The following is a 21,476-nucleotide window of genomic DNA, read 5'->3' as shown; positions in this document are numbered from 1 at the left end:
CCGCAGGCCGGTTCAGCGGCCCCGCAGCGCGGACGGGGCCGGCCCCACGGTCAGCCCGGCCATGTCCACGACCCGGTCGGCGGCCTCCGCCACGGCCGGATCGTGTGTGGCCACGACCGTGACGCAGTCGTCCTGGTGGGTGCGTTCGGCGAGGAGCGCGGCCAGGTCACCCGCCTGCGAGCGGTCGACGGCGGCGGTCGGCTCGTCGATCAGCAGCAGTTTCGGGGAGAGCAGGAGCGCGCGGGCCAGGGCGACGCGCTGGCGTTCACCGCCCGACAGCTGTTCGGGGCGGTGCCGCAGACGGTGTCCCAGTCCCACCCGGGCGAGCGCCTCCTCGGCGCGCGACCGGTACGCGCGGGGCCGTTCGCCGCTGATGTACACGGCGGCGAGCAGCTGATCGGTGACCGTGAGGCCGGAGAGCAGGTTGCCGCTCTGGAAGACATAGCCGATCCGTTCCCGGCGCGCCCGTGCCCGCCGGGCCTCGGAGAGCGCCGCAAGGTCCTCGCCGTCCAGCAGGACCCGCCCCGCGGTGGGCCGCAGCAGCGCGCCCGCGACGGCGAGCAGGGTGGACTTGCCCGAGCCCGAAGGGCCGACGAGTGCCGTCATCTCGCCGGGCCCGAAGGTGACGTCGAGGCCGTCGAAGACGGTGGTGCGGGCATCGTCGCTGCCGAACGCGACGGTGACGCCGCTCAGTTCGAGGCTCATCGGTTGGCTCCCAGCATGGTCAGCGGGTCGGCGCGGGTGACCCGGCGCAGGGTCAGGACGGTGCCCGCGAGGCCGACGGCCGCGACGGTGCACATGGTGCCGGCGAGGGTGGCGGCGGGCAGGCTGAACGGCACCTGCTCCCCGACGAGCAGCCCGACCGCTCCGGCGAGCAGGGCACCGGCCGCGGTGCCGAGGACGACGACCAGGGCCGCCTGGAGCACGGTGTGGGCGAGCAGCCGCCGCCGGGAGGCGCCCAGCGCCCGCAACAGGGCGAGTTCGGGCTGCCGTTGGACGGTCCAGACGGCGAAGAAGGCGCCGACCACGAGCGGGGCGATCAGATAGAGGAAGACCTGGATCGAGTTCATGGTGACCCGCTCGCCCGTGTAGCCGGGGGCCGCCTCGTACGCCTTCTCCCTGGTGAGGGTGGTGGTGGAGTGCCGGGCATCGAGGGCGGCCGTGGAGGTCCCGTCCGGCGGTGTGCGCAGGGCGAGGGCGCTGAACTGGCCGGGGACGGCGGCGGTCGCGGACGCGGGGGCGCCCGGGGTGCTGAAGCGGATGCGCTGCCAGGTCTTCAACGGGACGTAGGCGACGGGCACATGGCCGTAGCTGGAGCGTTCGGTCCGTCCCACGACGCGCAGCTCGATGCCGAGCCGGTCGATGACGAGGGTGTCTCCGACGCGTACGCCCTCGTCGGCGAGCTTGGCGGACATCACCATGCTGTCCGCCCCCGCTCCGGCGAGTCCGTCGCCCTCGGTGACCGAGGGGGCGAGGAAGGAGTCCGGCTCGACTCCGAAGGCGGCGAGATCGACCTCGGCGCCCCGGTCCGTCGTACCGCGGGTGATGGAGACCCCCAGCGGGGCCGTCCCGGTGTCCGCGTCCGCACGCCAGGCGGCCGCCGTCTTCTCGTCGAGGAGGCTGCGGGCGAACTGGTCGGACCGGGCGTCCGAGGAGAAGACCAGGTGCGAGGCCGGCAGGCGCCGCAGCGCGGAGACGGTGTCGTCGCCCAGTCCGGTGGTGAAGCCGGAGACGATGCCGACGAGTGCGGCGACGAGCACCACGACGGACCCCATGAGCAGGAAGCGACCTCGGGCGGCGCGCAGTTCCAGCAGAGCGAGGAACACGGAGGTTCCCTTCGGTGGATAGATGTTAGGGACGGTGTGTCGCCAACATAGACGATGGGGACGCACCGTCCCCAAGTGGGGGGGTCATCGATGCGCGGGGGCCCGCGCGGGGGCTTCTAGACTGGTCCGGTGCCCAGGATCAGAGCCGCCACCGTCGCCGAGCACCACGCCCAGCAGCGGCTGGCCCTGGTGCGGGCGGCGCGTGAACTCCTGGAGGGCGGTGACGCCGACGCGGTGACCTTCGCCTCGGTCGCCAGGGTCACGGGCCTCGCCCGCAACAGCGTGTACAAGTACTTCCCCGGCCGCCCCGAGCTGCTGGCAGCCGTCGTCGAGGACGCGATGCCCCGGTGGACGGACGCCATCCGGGCAGGCATGTCGGCGGCCCGAACACCCGCGGAGAAGATCGCCGCCTATGTGTCCTCGCAGCTGGACCTCGTGCGCGGCGGCGAACACCGGATCGCCCAGGCACTGGCCGGGGTCCGGGACGCGGCGGTGGTACGGGAGAGCGCCGCACGGGTCCACCGGGAGCTGCTCACCCCGCTGATCGGCGCCCTCACGGAGCTGGGCGAACAGGACCCCCGGCGCACGGCGCTGCTCCTCCAGGGCATCGTCAACGCGGCCACCACGGCGATCGAGAACGGCGACGACAGCGCGGCGGTGACGGACCGGGCGGTCCGGATGGCCGTCACCGCGATCACCGGGTCCGGGAACACCGGCCCGGCAGCCACCGGCCCGAACGGGGACGGCCGGCCGTAACCCCGCCCCGTCCGCACCGGCCGGGCCACGCATCCCGCCCCGGCTACGGGAGCGGCGCCGGCTCCAGCCGGTCCCGGATGCCGTCGAAGTGGGTGCGCATCGCCCTCACCGCGCGCAGGCCGTCGGCCGCGGCGACCGCCTCGACGATCTCGCGGTGCTGGTCGCAGGTGACCGAAGGGTCCTGGTGGCCGTCGTCGAAGTCCTCGCGCACCCGGTCCATCGCCGCCCAGAACGCGTCGAGCACCTCGCTGAGCAGGTGGTTGTCCAGCGAGGCGTAGAGCGCGAGATGGAACGCCCGGTCGGTGGAGCGCGCCACCCGGCCCGAGGCGGCCTCCTCGTCCATCTTCGCGACCAGGGCGCGCAGCACATCGAGGTCCTCGTCCGGGACACCGGCCGCCACGGTCCCGACGAGCCCCGCCTCCAACGCCTCCCGCACCTTCATCAGTTCGGCGAGTCCCGGCTCGCCCTGGCGGTGCCGGACGGCCGCGCGGAAGGCGAGGCCCTCGGCGAACGGCGACAGGGAGAGCGAGCCGACGAAGGTGCCGTAACCCCGGCGGATCTCCACGACATTGACCGCCTGGAGCGACTTGAGGGCCTCGCGCACCGATACCCGTCCGGCCCCGAAGAGCTCCATCAGCTCGGCCTCGGTGGGCAGTGCGTCGCCCGGCGCGAGCCGCCGCTCCAGAATCAGTTCCTTGATCCAGCGCTCGATGTCCTGAGCCATGGTGGGCCGCGCCACAACATCCTCCTGAGGTGCCGTTGCCCCTTGACCGGTCACAGGAGCATCTGTTTAAGGTGAAGCCAGACATAGGACATCTTACGTCTCACGTCTCGATCCGGATAGCCGCTCAGGCCACGGATCGGTGTCCCCATCAGCTGGAGCCTTTCACCATGTCTCTGACCGCACCGCTGCACGGCGTCGTACCGCCGGTCTGCACCCCGCTCGACTCCCGCGGGGAGATCGACACCACGTCCCTCGTACGACTCGTCGAGCACCTCATCGGCGGGGGCGTGCACGGACTCTTCGCGCTCGGGTCCACCAGCGAGGTCGCCTACCTCACCGACGAACAGCGCGCCACCGTCCTGGAGACCGTCGTCAACACGGCCGACGGCCGCGTCCCGGTCCTCGCCGGAGTCATCGACACCACCACGGCCCGCGTCATCGAGCACGCCAGGGCCGCCGCCGCCCTGGGCGCCGACGCCCTGGTCGCGACCGCGCCCTTCTACACGCGGACCCACGCCAAGGAGATCGCCGGGCACTTCCGCCGGCTGCGCGCCGAGGTGGACCTGCCGCTGTTCGCGTACGACATCCCCGTCGCCGTACACAGCAAGCTGTCCGCCGCCCTGATCCGCGAGCTCGCCGAGGACGGCACCCTGGCCGGGCTCAAGGACAGCAGCGGCGACGAGGGCGGGCTGCGCCGTCTCATCGTCGAACTGGGCGGCCGCGAGAACCGCGGAAACGGCCCGGTCCCGGGCTTCAGCATCCTCACCGGCTCCGAGCTGACCGTCGACGCGGCCCTGCTCGCAGGGGCCGACGGTGTCGTCCCCGGCATCGGCAATGTCGACCCGGCCGGTTACGTACGGCTCTACGAGGCCGCGCGGGCCGGGGACTGGACGCTGGCCGCGAAGGAGCAGGAGCGGCTGATCGAGCTCTTCGCCATGGTCGACGTCGGCCCCGAGGCGGACATGGGCCGCAGCTCCTCGGCGCTCGGCTCGTTCAAGTCGGCACTCCAGCTGCTGGGCATCATCGCGTGCGGTGACACGGCGTTCCCGCAGATCCAGCTGTCCGCCGAATCCGTCGCGCTCGTCTCCGGGCGGCTGCGCGCCGCCGGTCTGCCGCCGGTCCGATGACGACAACGGCACAGCCGGAACCGGCCGGGGGGCCCGTCGTCGGGCTCGACCTCGGCGGTACGAAGATCGCCGCCGCGCTGCTGGCGGCGGACGGCACGGTCCTGGCCCGGCACAGCCTGCCCACCCCGGCCCGGGACGGCGCCGCGGCGGTGCTCGACGCACTCGCGGCGGCCGCCGCCGAGGTCGATCCCGGCCACGACGCCGCGGTGCTCGGCATCGCGGCGGCCGGGATCGTCGACCCCCGTACCGGCATGGTCACCAGCGCCACCGACTCCATCCGCGGCTGGGCGGGCACACCCCTCGGGGCCGGCTTGGCCGACCGCACCGGCTACGCGGTGGCCTGCGACAACGACGTGCGTGCCACAGCAGGTCCGGAGCTCGCCGCCCTGAACGCGGAGTCCGGGGGCCAGGGGTCCCTGATCTTCACCGCCATCGGCACCGGAGTCGGCGGCGCCATCGCCGCCGACGGCCGCATGCTGCACGGCGCGGCCGGTATCGCCGGACACCTCGGCCATCTGCCCAGCCCCGAGGCCGCCGGGCTGCCCTGCACCTGCGGGGCGACCGGGCACCTGGAGGTCATCGCCTCCGGGCCCGGGATCGCCGCCCACTACGAGCGGCTGACGGGCGCGCCCGTGGACCGGCTGGAGACCGTCGCCGCGCGCGCCGCGCGGGGCGACGCCCATGCCGTCACCGCCATCACCACCGGCGCGGCCGCCGCGGGCCACGTACTCGGCGGGCTCGCCAACGCGTTCGGTCCCGACCGGGTCGTCGTCGGCGGCGGGGTCCCCCGGATCGGCGCGCTGTACGAGGACGCCCTGCGGGCGGCCTTCGCCGGGGAGCTGATGGCGCCGCTGCGCAGGCTCGTCCCGCAGGCTCCGCTGCTCGGCCACGACGCTGCCGTGCTCGGCGCGGCCGCCCTCACCACCACCCTTCCCCTCCACCGACCGGGAGCCCTCCGATGACCGCGCAGGAACTCGCCACCACCCTCCGGGGCAAGCTGATCGTGTCCTGTCAGGCGCCTCCCGGCGATCCGATGCGGGAGACGTCCACCCTGGTCCGGCTCGCGCTGTCGGCGGTCGCCGGTGGCGGCGCCGCGATCCGGGCCAACGATCCGGAGGTCGTCGCCGCGATCACCGCCGCCGTGGATCTTCCGGTCATCGGCCTCTGGAAGGACGGCGACACCGGGGTGTTCATCACCCCGACCGTCCGGCACGCCCTGGCCGTCGCCGAGGCGGGCGCCGCCGTCGTCGCCGCGGACGCCACCGACCGGCCGCGCCCCGACGGTTCCACGTTCGCCGAGCTGGTCGAGGCGGTCCACGCGGCCGGCGCCCTCGTCATGGCCGATGTGTCCACCCTCGCCGAGGGCGTCACGGCGGCCGCGCTGGGCGCGGACTTCGTCTCCACGACGCTGTCCGGCTACGTTCCCGGCCAGCCGAAGCAGACCGGCCCCGATCTCGGCCTGGTCGCCGAGCTGTCGGCCGCCATCGACGTACCCGTGGTCGCCGAAGGCCGTATCAACACCCCCGAGGAGGCGGCCGAGGCCCTGGCACGCGGCGCCCACAGCGTCGTCGTCGGCACCGCCATCACCGCTCCCACGGCCCTGACCGCCCGCTTCGTCGCAGGCATCGCCCGGCCCTGACCTGCCCCCACCACGCGGGACGGCTGTTCAAAGGTGAGCACCGTCCCGCATCCTGGAGTCACCGTGCAGACCACAACACCCCCCACGCTCCCCTGGTACCGCCAGGTGAGCCGCACCCAGTGGAAGTCGTTCTTCGCCGCCTGGATCGGCTATGTCCTCGACGGCTTCGACTTCGTGCTCATCACCCTCGTGCTGACCGAGATCAGTGACGAGTTCGGCCTGAGCACGGTGCAGGCCGCCAGCCTGATATCCGCCGCGTTCATCACCCGCTGGCTGGGCGGTGCCGTGCTCGGCGCCATCGGTGACCGCTACGGCCGCAAGCTGTCCATGGTGCTCAGCATCCTGCTGTACTCGGTGGGCACCTTCGCCTGCGGGTTCGCGTGGAACTACCACAGTCTGTTCGCCGCCCGGCTGGCCATCGGCATGGGCATGGCCGGCGAGTACAGCGCCAGTTCCACCTACGTCATGGAGAGCTGGCCCGCCCAGCTGCGCAACCGGGCCAGCGGCTTTCTGATCTCGGGATTCTCGGTCGGCTCGGTGCTCGCCGCGCAGGTCTACGACTGGGTGGTGCCCTCGCTCGGCTGGCGCTGGATGTTCTACCTGGGCCTGGTCCCGATCGCCATCGCGCTGTGGATGCGGCGTGCGCTGCCGGAGGCGGAGGAGTGGACGGAGTCGGTCGCGGACCGGGGTGCCAGGCCCAATCCGTTCCGCCCGCTGTTCCTGACCCGCGCCCGCGCCACCGCCAACACGGTCCTCGCCGTCGTCGCCACGCTCTCGCTGTTCCTGGTCTTCACCCCCGGCGGGGCCGGCATGGTGCCGGTGCTCTCCGTGGTCGCGGGGCTCTCGCTCGCCGCGTTCGCCGTGCAGCTGGGCGGGAAGCGCGGCTGGGTGCTGTACCTGTCGATGATCGTGACGCTGTTCTTCGCGTTCCTGTACTCCTGGCCGATCCAGGCCCTGCTGCCGACCTATCTGAAGACGGAGCTGGGCTACACCACGGACCAGGTCACCGACGTCCTGTACTTCGCGGGCTTCGGCACGATGGTCGGCTGCTGGGTGGCGGGCTTCCTGGGCGACTGGATCGGTACGAAGAAGGCGTACGCGCTGACGCTGCTGGCCTCGCTCGCCTTCGTCTACCCGGTCTTCGCGGTGCATGACAACCTGATGCTGCTCGGCATCCTGCTCTTCCTGCTCCAGGCGACGAGCTTCGGCATCTCCGGGCTGCTCCCCCGCTACATCGGCGGGCACTTCCCGACCCGGAGCAGGGGCGCGGCGCTCGGCTTCACGTACAACGTGGGCGCGCTCGGCGGGGCGGTCGCGCCGGTGCTCGGGGCCCATCTCGCCTCCGGGATGGACCTGGGGCAGGCGCTGGCGGTGCTGACCTTCGCGGGCACGGTGATCGTGGTGCTGCTGGTCGGCTTCGACGTACCGGCGCGGCTGAACCGGCTGATGGACCCGGACGCCGAACTGGACCACCTGGCGGTGGCGGCTCCGGACGAGCCCGTTCACGCGGAACGGTAGCGGCCGGAGCGGCAGGTGCGGCCGGAGGGGCCGGAGGGGCCGGAGGGGCCGGGCCCGTCCCGGGCCGGTGGCCCCGGGGGCCCGGGGGCCCTCCACCGCGCACAGGACCGCCCCGCCGGCCGGCGGGGCGGTCCTGTGCGCGGGTCACGGGTAGAAGTGGGTCAGCGACTCGGCCACGCAGGCGGGCTTCCCGGACCCCTCCAGCTCGAAGGTGAAGGACCGGGTCATCTGCACGCCGCCGTTGGCGACCTCGGTGACCTCGGCGACGCGGGCGTGCAACCGGACCCTGGCGCCGACCGGGACGGGCGCGGGGTGGCGGACCCGGTTGAGGCCGTAGTTGAGGGCGCGGCCCACGCCGCGCACCTGGAGGAGTTCGCCGAACATCGGGATGCCCCAGCTCAGCACCATGTGGCCGTGCGCGATGGTGCGTCCGTACGGGCCGGAGGCGGCGCGCTCGATGTCGGTGTGGATCCACTGGTGGTCGCCGGAGACCGCCGCGTACGCGTCGATGAGCTCCTGGGTGACCTCCTTCCACTCGGAGCGGCCGAGATCACGCCCGTTCAGCGTGAGGATCTCCGGGATGCCGTGCACGGTAAGCGGCATGGGGCCGGCCTTTCTCTGTCGGTTTCGCGGGGGCCCGGGCCCCGGCCGGTCCCAGAGGGGATCGGCCGGTGAGGGGGATCAGGCGGTGACGGGGACGGTGCGGGGCGCGGCGGCCGGTGCGGCCGCCTGCTCGTCGTGGTTGGGGCGCCTGAGCAGGAGCAGCATGCAGCCCAGGGTCAGAACCACCTGGAAGACCGCGTAGGCGATGACGGCGGTGATCGAGCCGGTCCGGTTCAGCAGGAACTGGCCGATGATCGGAGTCGTACCGCCGAGCAGCGTGCCGCAGAGCTGGTAGCACAGCGAGATGCCGGTGTAGCGCAGGTGGGCCGGGAAGCGGCTGGCGAGCATGCCGGCCAGGGCCGCGTAGTAGAGGCAGTGCGGGATGGTCGCGACGGCGACACCGGCCATCGCGAGGCCGTAGTTCTCGGTGCGGATCAGCAGGAACATCGCCGGCATCAGGATGAGTTCCGGCAGCAGCATCACGGTGACCGCGCGGGACCAGCTCTTCATCTTCGTGGCGATGACGGCGCCGAACGGCTGGACGACGATCTGGGTGATGTTGGCGACCAGGATGATCGTCAGGAACGAGCTGCGGTTGAAGTCGAGGGTCGAGGTGGCCCAGGAGAGGGCGAACGTCGACTTGAAGTAGGTGGCCGACAGTCCGATGGTGCAGGCGCCGATTCCGAGGACGATGAGCATCGGCTGGGTGCGCAGGACCTCGGTCAGCGGGAGCTTGACGACCTTCTTCTTTCTGATCAGGGCGGCCATGGCCGGGGACTCGGCGACCTTCAGCCGGACGAGGAGGCCGACGATGACCAGGGCGGCCGAGAAGAGGAACGGCAGACGCCAGCCCCAGGAGACGAACGCGGAGTCGGGCAGCCGGCTGATCGCGAGGAAGCTCAGGGTGGAAAGGGTGTTGCCGACGGGTGAGCCCTGCTGGGCGAACGCCCCGTACAGCACCGACTTGCCCTTGGGCGCGTGCTCGGAGGCGATCAGCACGGATCCGCCCCACTCGCCGCCCAGGCCGATGCCCTGCACCATGCGGATGGCGACCAGCAGGATCGGTGCGGCGATGCCGATGGAGGCGTAGCTCGGCAGCAGGCCGATGGCCGTGGTCGAGATGCCCATGATCAGCAAGGTGATGACCAGGGTCTTCTTGCGGCCGAGGCGGTCGCCGTAGTGGCCGAAGATGATGCCGCCGATGGGGCGGGCGAGGAAGCCGACCCAGAAGGTCGCGAAGGCGACCAGGGTGCCCACGGGGCCTTCGAGTTCCGGGAAGAACACCTTGTCGAAGACGAGCGCGGCCGCGGTTCCGTAGATGTAGAAGTCGAACCACTCGATGGTGGAGCCGATGAAGGCTCCGAATCCGGCGCGGTTCGCGGCTCTGGTGCGCTCTCGTGCGGTGGCGGTGGACGCACTCATGGTGGCTCCCGTGAACTTCGTTGATCAAGCGGATGGCAGTGACTGCGAGGGGGGCGTCGCCCGTGACGCCCGGCACGCCGCGTGGGGACGGGGGACGGCGGCGGAGGTGATGGCGTTACGTTGCCAGCCGGAACCTTGAACGGTCCAATACCGAATTACTGGTGCAGTGAGATGTCAGACGTCTCAATGGAGTGCGGCGCACCCCCTGAGTGTGCGGTACGTCCGGAAACACCCCTGGCGGCGCTGCCCGGTGGGCGGCGCCGCTGGGGGCGGACGTGAGGAGAGGGGTCAGGAAGCGATGCGCTCGAAGACGGCGGCGAGGCCCTGGCCGCCGCCGATGCACATGGTCTCCAGACCGTAGCGGGCCTCGCGGCGGTGCAGTTCCCGGGTGAGCGTGGCGAGGATGCGGGCACCGGTGGCGCCGACGGGGTGGCCGAGGGAGACTCCGGAGCCGTTCACGTTGATCCGCTCCTCGTGGTCCTTCTCGCCGAGGCCCAGTTCGCGGGTGCAGGCCAGCACCTGGGCGGCGAAGGCCTCGTTGAGCTCGATCAGGTCGAGGTCGGCGAGGGTGAGCCCGGCGCGGGCGAGCGCGGCGCGGGTGGCGGGGACGGGGCCGATGCCCATGGTGGCGGCGGGCACTCCGGCGCGGGCGAAGGATACCAGACGCACCAGCGGGGTGAGGCCGAGGCGTTCGGCGGTGGCGGCGCCGGTCACCAGGCAGGCGGCGGCCGCGTCGTTCTGGCCGCTGGCGTTGCCCGCGGTGACGGTGGCCTCCGGGTCGGTCCTGCCCATGACCGGGCGGAGTGCGGCGAGCTGCTCGGCGGTGGTGTCGGGGCGGGGGTGCTCGTCGGCGGTGACCACCGTCTCGCCCTTGCGGGTGCGTACGGTGACGGGGACGGTCTCCGCGTCGTAGCGTCCCTCGGCCATGGCCCGGCCGGCCCGCCGCTGGGAGCGCAGGGCCAGGGCGTCCTGGTCGGCGCGGCTGATGCCGTACTCCCGGCGGAGGTTCTCCGCGGTCTCGATCATGCCGCCGGGGACCGGGTGATGGACTCCGCCGGCGGTGGCCCGGCCCCGGGCGAGCGAGTCGTGGAGCTGGAGGCCGGGGCCCTTGATGCCCCAGCGGCCCTCGTGGGTGTAGTAGGGGGCGGCGCTCATCACGTCGACCCCGCCGGCGATCACGACCTCGCTGAACCCGGCCCTGATCTGCATCGCCGCGTCGAGGACGGCCTGGAGTCCGGAACCGCAGCGGCGGTCGGTCTGGATGCCGGTGACGGACTGCGGGAGCCCGGCGTCCAGGGCGGCGACCCGGCCGATGGCGGGGGCCTCGGACGACGGGTAGGCGTGGCCGAGGATCACCTCGTCCACCCGGTCCGGGTCGATTCCGGTGCGGGCGACCACCTCGGCGATGACGCGGGCGGCGAGGGAGGCCGGAGTCTGCCCGGCGAGCGCACCGCCGAAGCGCCCGATGGGGGTGCGCAGCGGTTCGCAGATCACGACATCGTTCTGGTCGGACACGGGGGACCTTTCCGGGGCGGGTCGGAAACAGACAAGGGTGCGGAATGACCCTTGCACCCGCGACTGAGCCGGTCCAATATCCAGTTGCCCCTGATTCAAGACGCAGCGCGTCTCAATCCGGCGGGGACCCGGTGGGAGCTCAGCGGGCGGGGGTGGGCAGCGCGGTCTCCGCGACGGCGAGCACCGCGCGCAGGGCGGCGGAGGGGTTGTCGTCGCGCCAGGCGAGCGCCGCCTGCCGCCGGATCGGCGCTCCGGCGAGCGGGCGGTAGACGAGGCCGTTCTGCTGGATGTGCTGGACGGAGGTGACCGTCAGCGTCACCCCGACGCCCGCGGCGACGAGGGCCAGGATGGTGTACGAGTCGGGGGCCTCCTGCACCACACGGGGATTGAACCCGGCCGCCTCGCAGGCGCCGACCATCGCGTCCCGCACGGTCGAGCCGGCGTTCGCCGGGAAGGAGACGAACGGCTCCCCCGCCAGCACCTCGATCGGCAGGGTCTCCCGGGCGGCGAGCGGATGGTCGGAGGGCAGCGCGCACACCAGCTCCTCCACGTCGATCACCCGGAAGCTCACACCGGGCTGGGTCACCGGCAGACGCACGAACCCGAGGTCGAGCGAGCCGTCCGCGACCCGGGCGAGCGCGACGTTGGCGTAGGTCTGGCCCGCCATGACGAGTTCGATCCCGGGGAGGGCCGCGCGCACCGCACGGGTCAGCAGGGGCAGCGTCTCGTGGCTGGAGGCGCCCGCGAAGCCCACGCTGACCCGCCCGTACTCACCCCGGCCGGCCGCCTTCGCGGCCCGGACGGCGGTGTCGAGGTCGTCGAGCACGGTCCGTACCGGCTGGAGGAACGAGTCGCCCGCACTGGTCAGCCGCACCGAACGGGTGTTGCGCTCGAAGAGCTGGACCCCCAGCTCCTTCTCCAGCTGACGGATCTGCTGGCTCAGCGGCGGCTGGGCCATCTGCAGCCGCTTGGCGGCCCGGCCGAAGTGCAGTTCCTCGGCCACCGCGACGAATGCGGACAGATGACGCAGCTCCACGCCCGTCTCCCCTTCTCCTTGGTTCCTGGTGGCGGTCTCGGTGGTTCCCGGTGGCCGCCTCAATGAATTGATTAACCAGAAGTCTTGATCCGACCTTAATTTGGTATTGGACAGCAATCAATAGCCGCTGGCACGGTGGACCGACGCGCACGCACACGCAGAGGAGCACCGTGGTCACGACGGTCCGGAAAGACAAGACGATGTCGATGAAGGCGGCGATCGCCGCGTTCGTCCACGACGGCGCCACCGTCTGCCTCGAAGGCTTCACCCATCTCGTCCCCACCGCCGCCGGGCACGAGATCATCCGCCAGGGCCGCCGGGACCTCACCGTCGTACGGATGACCGCGGACATCGTCGTGGACCAGATGATCGCCGCGGGCTGTGTGACGCGTCTGGTCTCCTCCTTCGTGGGCAACTCCTCGGCCGGTTCGCTCGGGGAGCTCCGCCGCCGGGTGGAGAACGCCGACCCTGCGCCTCTCGCCTTCGAGGAGTACAGCCACTACGGAATGATCTGCCGCTACCTCGCCGGTGCGCAGCGGCTGCCCTTCTATCCGCTGCGCTCCTACGGCGGCAGTGATCTGCCGTCCGTCAACAGCGCGCTGCGCAAGGTCACTTCGCCCTATCCCGGCCCGGAAGGCGAGCCCGAGCAGATCTACGTCGTACCGCCGGTCAACCCGGACGTGACGATCATTCACGCCCAGCGCGCCGACCGCGGCGGCAACACCCAGATGTGGGGGCTGACCGGCATCCAGGCCGAGGCCGTGTACGCGGCCGACAAGGCGATCGTCGTCGTCGAGGAGATCGTCGACGACGAGGTGATCCGCTCGGACCCCAACCGCACGCTCGTCCCCTCGCACGCGGTCGACGCCGTCGTCCAATGCCCGCGCGGCGCCCACCCCTCCTTCGCGCAGGGGTACTACGACCGGGACAACGCCTTCTACCGGGCCTGGTCGCACATCAGCAAGGACCCCGAGCGGCTCCGGGCGTGGCTGGACGAGTGGGTGCTCGGAACGGCGGACCACGCGGAGTACGTCGAGCGGCTGGGCGCCGAGTTCTGGGAGGGGCTCGCCGTGGGTGAGGCGCTCAGCGAACCGGTGAACTACGGGCGGCGGCTGTGACCGCGTCCCCGCTCCGTACGGATCAGCCCACAGGACACGAGAAGGAACGGGACATGACCGTCACCGCACCCGGCACCATCACCTCTTCCGAGCTGCTCTCCGTCGTCGCCTCCCGCGAACTGGCGGCGCGCCGGACGGTGTTCGCGGGCATCGGACTGCCGACGCTCGCCACCGAACTGGCCCGGCTGACCGTCGCCCCGGACATCGAGGTGGTGTACGAGTCCGGGGTGTGCGGCGCCCATCCCTCGCAGCTGCCCGAGACGATCGCCGACGCGGTCCTGATCACGGGGGCGGAGGCGGTGATCTCGATGCCGGTGCTCTTCGGCTGTGTGCTCCAGGGCGGTCATATCGACGTCGGCTTCCTCGGCGCCGCGCAGATCGACCGCTGGGGCAACCTCAACACCTCGGTGATCGGCGACTGGGAGAGCCCCTCGGTCCGGCTTCCCGGTTCGGGCGGCGCCGTCGAGGTGATGGCCAACTCCCACGAGGTCTTCGTGGTGATGCGCCGTCACCATCCGCGCTCCTTCACGGCGGAGCTCGACTTCTGCACCACCCCCGGGCCCGACCGCGCGCTCGCCGAGGGCATCCGCCCGCTGGGCATCGGTGTCACCCGGGTCATCACCGAACTGGGCATCATGGCCCGCGAGGGTGTGGGCGAGGAGCTGCGGCTGGTCGCCGTCCATCCCGGTGTCACCGTCGACCAGGTGCGGGCCGCGACCGGCTGGGACCTGCGGGTCGCCGACACGGTCGACGAGGTGCCACCCCCGACCGGGGAGGAGCTCAGGCTGCTGCGCGAGGATGTCGACCCGGACCGCGTGTATCTCCGCTGAGCCGCACCCGCCCGTCCCGTCACTCCCGTCCCGTCGGAAGGACCGTAACCACCATGCGTATCAGGATCGTCGGCGCCGGAGCCATGGGCCGAGGCATCGCCCAGTGGGCGGCCTCGGCCGGACACACCGTCGAGCTGGGCGACGTACGGACGGAGGCGGTGGCCGAGGCGGCCGGCTTCGTGCGGTCCATGCTGGAACGGGCCGTGCAGAAGGGCCGGATGACCGCCGAGGACGCGGCTGCCGCCGTCGGACGGCTGGTCCCGCTGGACGACCCGTGGGCGGCCGGTCCGGACATCGAGCTGGTCGTCGAGGCGGTACGGGAGGACCTCGCGACCAAGGCGGAGGTCTTCGGCCGGCTGGAGCAGGCGCTGCCGGAGTCGGCGGTGTTCGCGACCAACACCTCCTCGCTCTCGGTGACCCGGATCGCAGCAACGCTCAAGGACCCGACGCGCATGGCCGGGCTGCACTTCTTCAATCCCGTCCCGCTGATGCGGATCGTCGAGGTGGTGCCCGGCGCCACCACCCGGCCCGCGATCCCGCCGATGCTGACCGCGCTCGTGGAGAGCTGCGGGCACCGCGCGGTCACGGTCGCCGACACCCCCGGCTTCCTCGTGAACCACGCCGGGCGCGGCCTGGTGACCGAGGCGCTCGCGCTGCTGGAGGAGACGGTCGCCGACCCGGCGGGCATCGACCGGATCGCGCGGGACGTGCTGGGCCTGCGGATGGGCCCGTTCGAGCTGATGGACCTCACCGGACTCGATGTGACCGCCGCGGTGATCGACTCGATCTGGGAGGGCTTCCGCCACGAGGACCGGCTCCGGCCGTCCTACCTGACCCCGAACCGTCTCGCGGCCGGGCTGTTCGGCCGCAAGACGGGTGAGGGCTGGTTCCCCTACGGCCCCGAGGCCGCCGCGCCCGCGCCGGAGGCACCGGTCACCGGCGACCGGGACCGGCCGGTGCACGTCGTCGCCGCGTCCCCGGCCGGCGAGGCGGACGCGGCCGCGCTCCGGGCGGCGCTGACCGCGACGGGCGCCTCGGTCGGGACCGGCCAGGAACCGCCGGCCGGGGCCCTGGTGCTGGTCCCGGTCTGGGGGACCTCGGTCGCCTCGGTGGTGGCCGCCCAGGGGCTGCCCCCGGGCCGCACCTTCGGCGTGGATCCGCTACCTGCGGCAGGACGCCGCCGGGTGCTCGCCGTGACCCCGGGAGCGGAACCGGCGGCGGCACGGGATGCGCGCGCGGTGCTGGCGCGGGCGGCCTACGGCGGCGAACCGTTCGCCGTTTCCGTGGTACGGGACACGGCGGGCTCGGTCGCGCAGCGGCTGCTCGCCTCGATCGTGTCGGTGTCGGCGTCGATCGCGGAGCGCGGACTGGCCGCCCCCGCCGACATCGATACGGCGGTCACCACCGGGCTCGGCTACCCGTTCGGCCCGCTGTCCTGGGGCGACCGGATCGGCGCGGCGCGGATGCTGGAGCTACAGCGGGCGCTGCACGCCACGACGGGCGACCCCCGCCACCGCCCGACCCGCTGGGTCACCGAACGCGCCGCCCTCGGCCTGGACCTGACGGACCCGGGCACCTCCCCGGCCCAGTGCCTGGACAGCGAGGCAGACGGCCCGGAGTGAACCCGGCGGTCGGGGGCCGGCCTGAACCCGGCAGGTGGCTGCCCGGCGTGAACCGGGTGGCCGACGGCCCGGCGTGAACCGGGCAGGGTGGCAGCCAACGGCCCGGACCGCGAAGTGCCCGTCCGCCGGCCCCCGTCCGCTTTCACCCCATGAGCCGGATCAGCCCCAGCAGCACGGCCGCCGTCACGACGCCGAGGCCGAGGACCGGCAGCGCGGGGCGGGGCGGCTCCAGGCGACGGCCCGGCCGTCCGTACCCGTCTCCCCCTCCGTACCCGTCTCCCCTTCCGTCCCCGGCCGGCGTCCGGGCGCGCCGGGTCCACTCCACGGGGGGACGCAGCGGGACCACCACCCGCCACGGCTGCTCCGGGTCGTATTCGACGACCATCGTCCCCCTGCTCCCGGCGTCCTGGACGTCCAGCGGGTGGCGCACCCTCACACGGAACGGCTCGCGGTCCTCCGGCGCGACCGTGACGTCGAACTCGAACGTGGTCTCCGGTGATGCCGGGTCGCCCGAGGTCCGCCCGGTCCTCTTGTGCACCGCCCTGACGCCGTGCACCGTCGCGGGCGCGAAGGCCCTGGGCCCGCCCGAACGCAGGCCCGGCGCCGTGCCCGCCCGGGACACCCGGGTGACCAGGTCGGCCACCATCAGGACCAGCACCGTGGCGTTCAGCCCGAGGAGCAGCAGCCAGCGGGGGCCGTCGACGGCCCCCTGCACCAGGGCGGCCATCGCGCCTCCGGCGATCAGGCCCAGCGGTACGGCACGCGGATTCACAGGATCGCCCTTCGCGGTACGGAGACCCGGCTGCCCGTCGGGTCGCCGGGGCTCCGGACGTCGTACAGCGCGACCGCGCGGCGTCCCAGCGCGGACCGGCCGACGACGGCCGGGAACTCGTGCGCCACTCCGCCCTCGTCCTCGAACCGCACCAGGACCCTGCCCCGGCGGCGCCCCACCCGGCTCCAGTCCCGGAGTTCCGCGTCGGCGGTGGCCAGCCGGCCGCGCAGCCGGAGCCGGTGCAGTCCGTTGGTCCGGCGCAGGCTGCTCACCGCCCCGGCGACGGCGGCCAGGGCGAACAGCCCGGCCGCTGTCCAGGAGGCAGCGATCCATTCGGCTGGAGTGAACCCGGTCAGCAGCCAGTCGGCGGACTCGTCCGCCCGGCGGTCCCCCGTGTCCACGGCTGTCCGCCAGCCCGTCCCGAACCCGGCGGCGGCAAGCGCGAGGGCTGTGCCCGGCGCGGCCCGGTGCAGATACCGCCGGGCCATCAGGGCCAGCGCCGCGACGGCCGCCGCACCCATGAACGCCGCACCGCCCGCCAGATCGTCGGTGCCGCAGCCGTCCTCGTCGCAGGTCCACCTCACCCGCGCACCCTCGGCGGAGGCGACGTGGAAGAGCAGCCAGACCTGCCAGGCCATCAGCGCGCAGGCCACCACCAGAGGTGCCTGCGCGACAGCCCGTCCGCGTGTCATCCCTGTCCGCCCCCGGTCCTCTCGTCCCGCTCCACACTCCCTCGGCCGGTGCCCGGCCCCACCCGAACCTATGTCACGGGCCGGAGGCCGCCACGGGCGGGCGGGGGCACGACCGATATGTTCAAGACCCGCGGTGACCTCCCCCTCTACGGTCGGGGCATGACTCCACGCATCGACGCGATCTCCCTCACGACCGCGGATCTGACCGCCTCACTCGCCTTCTACCGCCTGCTCGGTCTCGACATCCCCGCGGACGCGGACATGGCGCCCCATGTCGAGGTGACCCTCCCGGGCGGGCAGCGCCTGCTGTGGGACACCGAGGACGTCGTCCGCTCCTTCGACCCGGAGTGGACCCCGGCCAGGGGCGGGGAACGGCTCGGGCTCGCCTTCCTCTGCGACAGCCCCGCCGAGGTGGACTCGGTCTACGCCGAGCTGACCGGGGCCGGGCACCGGGGCCATCTGGAACCGTGGGACGCCGTGTGGGGGCAGCGGTACGCGGTGGTCCTCGACCCGGACGGCTGCGCGGTCTCGCTCTTCGCGCCGGCCGGCTGAGGCGCGTTCAGGGTGCGCCGAAGTACGCGGTGAGCGTGGTGCCGGCCAGTTCGCGCATCTCCCTGGCGAGGTGCGCCTGGTCGGCGCAGCCCGCCGCGTGCGCGGCCACGGCGTACGGCGTTCCCGACCGTACGAGGGCCAGGGCCCGTTGCAGCCGCAGCACCCGGGCGAGCGTCTTGGGGCCGTAGCCGAAGGCGTCCAGGGAGCGGCGGTGCAGCTGCCTGGCGCCGAGACCGGCCGCCCGTGCGGTCCAGGCGACGGTGCGGCCGCCGTCCAGATGTGCGGCGACCCGTCTCATCACCGGGTCCGGCGGGTCCGTGCGCGCGGCCCTGCGCACGGCGATGTCCTCCAGTGCGACGGCCGGATCGGCGGCCGCCGCCATCCGCTCGGTGAGTTCCCGGACCGATGCGGCCGGCCAGAGGTCGGCCAGGGCGATCCGGCGGTCGCGCAGTTCGTGCGCCGGTACGCCGAGCAGCGCGGGGGCGGTGCCGGGGGCGAAGCGGATGCCCGCGCAGCTGCCGCCGGACGCGGGTTCGGCACGGGTGTCGGGGCCCGCGACGAGCAGCCGGCCGCCGGTCCAGAGCAGGTCCATGCAGCCGTCGGGCAGTACGGGATGGACCACGCCCGGGGGCACCCGCAGTGTCCAGACCCGCGCGCCGTCGATCCGCGACGCCCGCTCCTCGTAGTCGTCGCCCATGGCACCAGTCTCGCGCACGGCCGCGGGCGCCACGTGAGGGGCGTCGGGAGGGGGTGCGGCGGTGGGTCCCGGCGGAGGGCGGAAGGTGCGGCGGCGGTGCCTTGCGGCGGCCGTGCCACCGGCCCGTCCGCCCCCGGCGGCCGGTCTCATTCGGCGGGCGGCTGCGGCCTCTCCGGTTCCTTCTCGCGGCTCGGCTGGAGCCGGGACTTCACATCGTCCGGCGGCAGGAACCGCGACCACCGCTCCGGGAACTCGGAGGGCATGTACGGGCTGTCCCCGTCGTCGTACCCGTCCTCGTCCCCGTCGTCCGGGCCGCCGTCCCAGCTCTCCGCCTGGGTACGGGCCACGAACTCGGCCGCCTGTACCGCGCGCGCCCGGTCGTTGGCCGCACGGGCCGCCGCCGTGGCGACGGACGGCCACACGCGGTCGATGGCCGCGTTGACCGCGGCGCCCACCAGCACGGCGAACGCGGAGATGCCGATCCACAGCAGTACCGCGATCGGGGCGGCCAGCGATCCGTAGATCGTGGGCCCCTCGACCGTACTCGTCAGATAGATCCGCAGCAGGAAGCTGCCGATCACCCACATCGCCAGGGCCATCAGAGCGCCCGGCATGTCCTCGATCCACGGTGAGCGGACGGGGACGGACACGTGGTAGAGCGTGGTCAGGAAGGCGATGGACAGCAGTATCACCAGCGGCCAGTACAGGACGCTTATGAGCTCGGTGCCCCAGGGGATGAACTCCACGACCCGGTCGGGGCCGACCACCAGCAGGGGCAGCACGACCGCGCCCAGCAGGAGCGCCACCACGTACAGCAGGAAGGCGAGCATCCGGGTCTTGACGATGCCGCGCTGGCCGTCGAGCCCGTACATCACGGTGATGGTCTCGATGAAGACGTTGACCGCGCGGGAACCGGACCAGAGCGCGATCGCGAAGCCGATCGAGATGACGTCGGGCCGGGCCCCCGTGGTGACGTCCGCCAGCAGCGGTTTGGCGAAGTCGTTGACGCCGCGTTCGGAGAGCACGGTGTGCGCGGCGCTGAGGATGTTGCGCTCGATGGAGGCGACCGTGGTGGTGCTGGTCCACTCGTCGACGTAACCGAGCAGGCCGATCAGTCCGAGCAGCAGCGGGGGCAGGGACAGCAGGGTGAAGAACGCCGCCTCGGCGGCGAGTCCCAGAATGCGGTACTCCATGCACGAGTTGACGGTGTCCTTGAGCAACTGCCAGGCCAGCTGGCGCTTGGACACGTTGCGGTAGAGCACTCTGGCCCGGTGGAGCCGGCCCGGTGGCCGCTCGGGTGTTTCATTTGCTGCCTGCACGTCCTTACCGTATCGGCATGGCAGCCACCACCCACACAGTGTCCAACCAGGCCCCTCCTCTCCTCGGCTACGACGTATTCGGTGCGGACCTGGCACTCACCGAAGCCGTGGAGCGGCACCTTCCGGCAGACCTTCTCGACGATGCGCGCAGTGGGCTCACGGCACTCGGCCGGTCCGCCGGGTCCGCCCAGGCCGCGGAGTGGGGGGCGCGGGCCAACGACAATCCACCGAGGCTGCGGACCCATGACCGCTACGGGCACCGGATCGACGAGGTGGAGTTCCACCCGGCCTGGCACCGGCTGCTCGGCCATGCCGTCACCGCCGGTCTGACCGATGCCTGGGACCGGCCGGGCGGGCATGTGCGCCGGGCCGCCGGCTTCCTGGTGTGGACGCAGGCCGAGGCGGGCCACGGCTGCCCGCTCTCCATGACGCATGCGGCGGTGCCCGCGCTGCGGACGGATCCGGCGGTGGCCGCCGTATGGGAGCCGCTGCTCACCTCGCACGTGTACGAGCAGGAACTGCGGCCGGCCACGCGGAAGGCCGGGGCGCTGCTGGGCATGGGCATGACCGAGAAGCAGGGCGGCTCGGACGTGCGGGCCGGCACGACACGTGCCGAGCCGCTGTCCGGCGAGGGGGAGTATCTGCTCACCGGGCACAAGTGGTTCTGCTCGGCGCCGATGTCCGACGGATTCCTGGTGCTGGCGCAGGCTTCCGGAGGACTGACGTGCTTCCTGCTGCCCCGGGTGCTGCCGGACGGCACCCGCAACACGTTCGCGATCCAGCGGCTCAAGGACAAGCTGGGCAACCGGTCCAACGCCTCCGCGGAGGTCGAGTTCGACGGTACGTGGGCGCGGCGGATCGGTGAGGAGGGGCACGGGGTGCGCACCATCATCGGCATGGTGGCGGCGACCCGGCTGGACTGCGTGACCGGCTCGGCGGCACTGATGCGGCAGGCGGTGGCGCAGGCCGTCCACCACACCACGCATCGCAGCGCTTTCGGCGGCGTGCTGGTGGACAAGCCGCTGATGCGCAACGTGCTGGCCGATCTGGCGCTGGAGTCGGAGGCGGCGACGGTGCTGGCGATGCGGCTCGCCGCCGCGTACGACGCCGGGACCGAGAGCGAGACGGCGTTCCTGCGCATCGCGGTGCCCGCGGCGAAGTACTGGGTGACGAAGCGGTGCACGCCGCTGGTGGCCGAGGCACTCGAATGCCTGGGAGGCAACGGATACGTGGAGGAGTCGGGGATGCCCCGGCTGCTGCGCGAGGCGCCGCTCAACTCGATCTGGGAGGGCTCGGGGAACGTGCAGGCGCTGGATGTACTGCGGGCTCTGCGGCGCGAGCCGCAGGCGCTGAACGCGTTCCTCCAGGAGGTCGGCCGGGCGCGGGGCGCGGACCACCGGCTGGACCGGGCGATCAGGGATCTGCTGACCGAGCTGGCCGATCTGCAGGGAATCGAGGCACGCGCCCGCCGGCTCGTGGAGCGGATGGCGCTGGTCCTCCAGGGTTCGCTGCTGGTCCGCTGGGCTCCGCCGGAGGTGGCCGACGCCTTCTGCGCGTCACGCCTGGGCGGGGACCGGGGCTCGGCCTTCGGAACGCTGCCGCACACCCTGGATCTGGCCTCGGTCGTGGAACGGGCCCGGCCCGTGGAGCGTTGACCCCGGGGCCAGCAACAGGGGGTGGTGCTGCGCCGACACGGCACCACCCCCCA

The 21,476-nt window shown here is 72.8% G+C and carries 21 protein-coding genes; 10 read left to right on the top strand and 11 right to left on the bottom strand.

The annotated features are described in order from the left end of the window. Window positions 1-12 precede the first annotated feature (12 nt). The gene (locus ACZ4LX_RS01905) at window positions 13-705 is read right to left on the bottom strand and encodes an ABC transporter ATP-binding protein (RefSeq protein WP_467637053.1); all 693 of its coding nucleotides are present in this window, start codon (window positions 703-705) and stop codon (window positions 13-15) included. After that, entirely contained in the window at window positions 702-1,826 is a 1,125-nt protein-coding gene (locus ACZ4LX_RS01900; RefSeq protein WP_467637050.1) for an ABC transporter permease, read from the bottom strand. Before ACZ4LX_RS01900 ends, ACZ4LX_RS01905 begins: the two co-directional genes overlap by 4 nt. Window positions 1,827-1,955: 129 nt before the next feature. On the opposite strand from ACZ4LX_RS01900, the gene ACZ4LX_RS01895 reads away from it, so the two are divergent. Beyond that, a complete protein-coding gene (locus tag ACZ4LX_RS01895) occupies window positions 1,956-2,582 on the top strand; it encodes a TetR/AcrR family transcriptional regulator (RefSeq protein WP_467637047.1) in 627 nt (208 codons plus the stop codon). A 43-nt stretch (window positions 2,583-2,625) separates the two neighbouring features. Here ACZ4LX_RS01895 and ACZ4LX_RS01890 read toward each other — a convergent pair whose 3' ends face one another. Then, the gene (locus tag ACZ4LX_RS01890; protein WP_467637044.1) at window positions 2,626-3,321 is read right to left on the bottom strand and encodes a FadR/GntR family transcriptional regulator; all 696 of its coding nucleotides are present in this window, start codon (window positions 3,319-3,321) and stop codon (window positions 2,626-2,628) included. A 152-nt stretch (window positions 3,322-3,473) separates the two neighbouring features. Here ACZ4LX_RS01890 and ACZ4LX_RS01885 point away from each other — a divergent pair, with 152 nt between their 5' ends. The 4 genes from ACZ4LX_RS01885 to ACZ4LX_RS01870 all read left to right on the top strand — a co-directional run bounded on the left by ACZ4LX_RS01885 (window position 3,474) and on the right by ACZ4LX_RS01870 (window position 7,590). Continuing rightward, window positions 3,474-4,433, top strand: a complete 960-nt coding sequence (locus ACZ4LX_RS01885; protein ID WP_467637041.1) for a dihydrodipicolinate synthase family protein — start codon at window positions 3,474-3,476, stop codon at window positions 4,431-4,433. Beyond that, window positions 4,430-5,395: an ROK family protein gene (locus ACZ4LX_RS01880; protein ID WP_467637038.1), complete on the top strand. Its 966-nt coding sequence runs from the start codon at window positions 4,430-4,432 to the stop codon at window positions 5,393-5,395. Before ACZ4LX_RS01885 ends, ACZ4LX_RS01880 begins: the two co-directional genes overlap by 4 nt. Continuing rightward, on the top strand, window positions 5,392-6,072 hold the full coding sequence (locus ACZ4LX_RS01875) for an N-acetylmannosamine-6-phosphate 2-epimerase (RefSeq protein ID WP_467637035.1): 681 nt from the start codon (window positions 5,392-5,394) through the stop codon (window positions 6,070-6,072). The genes ACZ4LX_RS01880 and ACZ4LX_RS01875 overlap by 4 nt, the downstream gene beginning before the upstream one ends. Window positions 6,073-6,135: 63 nt before the next feature. Next, window positions 6,136-7,590: a sialate:H+ symport family MFS transporter gene (locus tag ACZ4LX_RS01870; RefSeq protein WP_467637032.1), complete on the top strand. Its 1,455-nt coding sequence runs from the start codon at window positions 6,136-6,138 to the stop codon at window positions 7,588-7,590. A 144-nt stretch (window positions 7,591-7,734) separates the two neighbouring features. On the opposite strand, the gene ACZ4LX_RS01865 is transcribed toward ACZ4LX_RS01870, so the two are convergent. The 4 genes from ACZ4LX_RS01865 to ACZ4LX_RS01850 all read right to left on the bottom strand — a co-directional run bounded on the left by ACZ4LX_RS01865 (window position 7,735) and on the right by ACZ4LX_RS01850 (window position 12,166). Further along, window positions 7,735-8,193 carry a MaoC family dehydratase gene (locus ACZ4LX_RS01865; protein ID WP_467637029.1) on the bottom strand — a complete coding sequence of 153 codons (459 nt, stop codon included), beginning with the start codon at window positions 8,191-8,193 and terminating at the stop codon, window positions 7,735-7,737. A 78-nt stretch (window positions 8,194-8,271) separates the two neighbouring features. After that, on the bottom strand, window positions 8,272-9,615 hold the full coding sequence (locus tag ACZ4LX_RS01860; RefSeq protein ID WP_467637026.1) for an MFS transporter: 1,344 nt from the start codon (window positions 9,613-9,615) through the stop codon (window positions 8,272-8,274). 288 nt (window positions 9,616-9,903) lie between these two features. Continuing rightward, window positions 9,904-11,130 carry an acetyl-CoA C-acetyltransferase gene (locus ACZ4LX_RS01855; RefSeq protein ID WP_467637023.1) on the bottom strand — a complete coding sequence of 409 codons (1,227 nt, stop codon included), beginning with the start codon at window positions 11,128-11,130 and terminating at the stop codon, window positions 9,904-9,906. 139 nt (window positions 11,131-11,269) lie between these two features. Then, a complete protein-coding gene (locus ACZ4LX_RS01850; RefSeq protein WP_467637020.1) occupies window positions 11,270-12,166 on the bottom strand; it encodes a LysR family transcriptional regulator in 897 nt (298 codons plus the stop codon). Window positions 12,167-12,366: 200 nt separating this feature from the next. Here ACZ4LX_RS01850 and ACZ4LX_RS01845 point away from each other — a divergent pair, with 200 nt between their 5' ends. The 3 genes from ACZ4LX_RS01845 to ACZ4LX_RS01835 are packed head-to-tail and all read left to right on the top strand — an operon-like array spanning window position 12,367 to window position 15,736. Next, complete coding sequence (locus ACZ4LX_RS01845; protein ID WP_467637807.1) at window positions 12,367-13,284, top strand: CoA transferase subunit A; 918 nt, start codon at window positions 12,367-12,369, stop codon at window positions 13,282-13,284. 53 nt (window positions 13,285-13,337) lie between these two features. Beyond that, complete coding sequence (locus tag ACZ4LX_RS01840; RefSeq protein WP_467637016.1) at window positions 13,338-14,114, top strand: CoA-transferase subunit beta; 777 nt, start codon at window positions 13,338-13,340, stop codon at window positions 14,112-14,114. A gap of 53 nt (window positions 14,115-14,167) precedes the next feature. Beyond that, window positions 14,168-15,736, top strand: coding sequence for a 3-hydroxyacyl-CoA dehydrogenase (locus tag ACZ4LX_RS01835; protein ID WP_467637013.1), 1,569 nt, complete (start codon window positions 14,168-14,170; stop codon window positions 15,734-15,736). A gap of 142 nt (window positions 15,737-15,878) precedes the next feature. Here the strand turns inward: ACZ4LX_RS01835 and ACZ4LX_RS01830 are convergent, their stop codons facing one another. Further along, the gene (locus ACZ4LX_RS01830) at window positions 15,879-16,508 is read right to left on the bottom strand and encodes a hypothetical protein (protein WP_467637009.1); all 630 of its coding nucleotides are present in this window, start codon (window positions 16,506-16,508) and stop codon (window positions 15,879-15,881) included. Continuing rightward, window positions 16,505-17,200, bottom strand: coding sequence for a hypothetical protein (locus tag ACZ4LX_RS01825; RefSeq protein WP_467637006.1), 696 nt, complete (start codon window positions 17,198-17,200; stop codon window positions 16,505-16,507). The genes ACZ4LX_RS01830 and ACZ4LX_RS01825 overlap by 4 nt, the downstream gene beginning before the upstream one ends. Window positions 17,201-17,359: 159 nt before the next feature. On the opposite strand from ACZ4LX_RS01825, the gene ACZ4LX_RS01820 reads away from it, so the two are divergent. Beyond that, window positions 17,360-17,752, top strand: a complete 393-nt coding sequence (locus ACZ4LX_RS01820; RefSeq protein ID WP_467637003.1) for a VOC family protein — start codon at window positions 17,360-17,362, stop codon at window positions 17,750-17,752. Between the two features lie 7 nt (window positions 17,753-17,759). On the opposite strand, the gene ACZ4LX_RS01815 is transcribed toward ACZ4LX_RS01820, so the two are convergent. Together ACZ4LX_RS01815 and ACZ4LX_RS01810 are read right to left on the bottom strand one after the other, a co-directional pair. Continuing rightward, window positions 17,760-18,449, bottom strand: a complete 690-nt coding sequence (locus tag ACZ4LX_RS01815; protein ID WP_467637000.1) for a helix-turn-helix domain-containing protein — start codon at window positions 18,447-18,449, stop codon at window positions 17,760-17,762. A gap of 146 nt (window positions 18,450-18,595) precedes the next feature. After that, window positions 18,596-19,711, bottom strand: a complete 1,116-nt coding sequence (locus tag ACZ4LX_RS01810) for a YihY/virulence factor BrkB family protein (RefSeq protein ID WP_467637803.1) — start codon at window positions 19,709-19,711, stop codon at window positions 18,596-18,598. A gap of 74 nt (window positions 19,712-19,785) precedes the next feature. Here ACZ4LX_RS01810 and ACZ4LX_RS01805 point away from each other — a divergent pair, with 74 nt between their 5' ends. Next, window positions 19,786-21,423, top strand: a complete 1,638-nt coding sequence (locus ACZ4LX_RS01805; RefSeq protein ID WP_467636997.1) for an acyl-CoA dehydrogenase family protein — start codon at window positions 19,786-19,788, stop codon at window positions 21,421-21,423. The last annotated feature ends 53 nt before the right edge of the window (window positions 21,424-21,476 follow it).

Source organism: Streptomyces sp. NPDC026062, assembly GCF_055568375.1.
Note: the sequence above shows the minus strand (reverse complement) of the source record. Positions and strands in the feature narration are given on the sequence as shown.

What these genes read in the sequence shown, in the direction of transcription:
- ACZ4LX_RS01905 (WP_467637053.1), bottom strand. Translation starts at nt 705, where the DNA reads ATGAGCCTCGAACTGAGCGGCGTCACCGTCGCGTTCGGCAGCGACGAT.
- ACZ4LX_RS01885 (WP_467637041.1), top strand. Translation starts at nt 3,474, where the DNA reads ATGTCTCTGACCGCACCGCTGCACGGCGTCGTACCGCCGGTCTGCACC.
- ACZ4LX_RS01880 (WP_467637038.1), top strand. Translation starts at nt 4,430, where the DNA reads ATGACGACAACGGCACAGCCGGAACCGGCCGGGGGGCCCGTCGTCGGG.
- ACZ4LX_RS01875 (WP_467637035.1), top strand. Translation starts at nt 5,392, where the DNA reads ATGACCGCGCAGGAACTCGCCACCACCCTCCGGGGCAAGCTGATCGTG.
- ACZ4LX_RS01865 (WP_467637029.1), bottom strand. Translation starts at nt 8,193, where the DNA reads ATGCCGCTTACCGTGCACGGCATCCCGGAGATCCTCACGCTGAACGGG.
- ACZ4LX_RS01860 (WP_467637026.1), bottom strand. Translation starts at nt 9,615, where the DNA reads ATGAGTGCGTCCACCGCCACCGCACGAGAGCGCACCAGAGCCGCGAAC.
- ACZ4LX_RS01845 (WP_467637807.1), top strand. Translation starts at nt 12,367, where the DNA reads ATGTCGATGAAGGCGGCGATCGCCGCGTTCGTCCACGACGGCGCCACC.
- ACZ4LX_RS01840 (WP_467637016.1), top strand. Translation starts at nt 13,338, where the DNA reads ATGACCGTCACCGCACCCGGCACCATCACCTCTTCCGAGCTGCTCTCC.
- ACZ4LX_RS01835 (WP_467637013.1), top strand. Translation starts at nt 14,168, where the DNA reads ATGCGTATCAGGATCGTCGGCGCCGGAGCCATGGGCCGAGGCATCGCC.
- ACZ4LX_RS01825 (WP_467637006.1), bottom strand. Translation starts at nt 17,200, where the DNA reads ATGACACGCGGACGGGCTGTCGCGCAGGCACCTCTGGTGGTGGCCTGC.
- ACZ4LX_RS01820 (WP_467637003.1), top strand. Translation starts at nt 17,360, where the DNA reads ATGACTCCACGCATCGACGCGATCTCCCTCACGACCGCGGATCTGACC.
- ACZ4LX_RS01815 (WP_467637000.1), bottom strand. Translation starts at nt 18,449, where the DNA reads ATGGGCGACGACTACGAGGAGCGGGCGTCGCGGATCGACGGCGCGCGG.
- ACZ4LX_RS01805 (WP_467636997.1), top strand. Translation starts at nt 19,786, where the DNA reads ATGGCAGCCACCACCCACACAGTGTCCAACCAGGCCCCTCCTCTCCTC.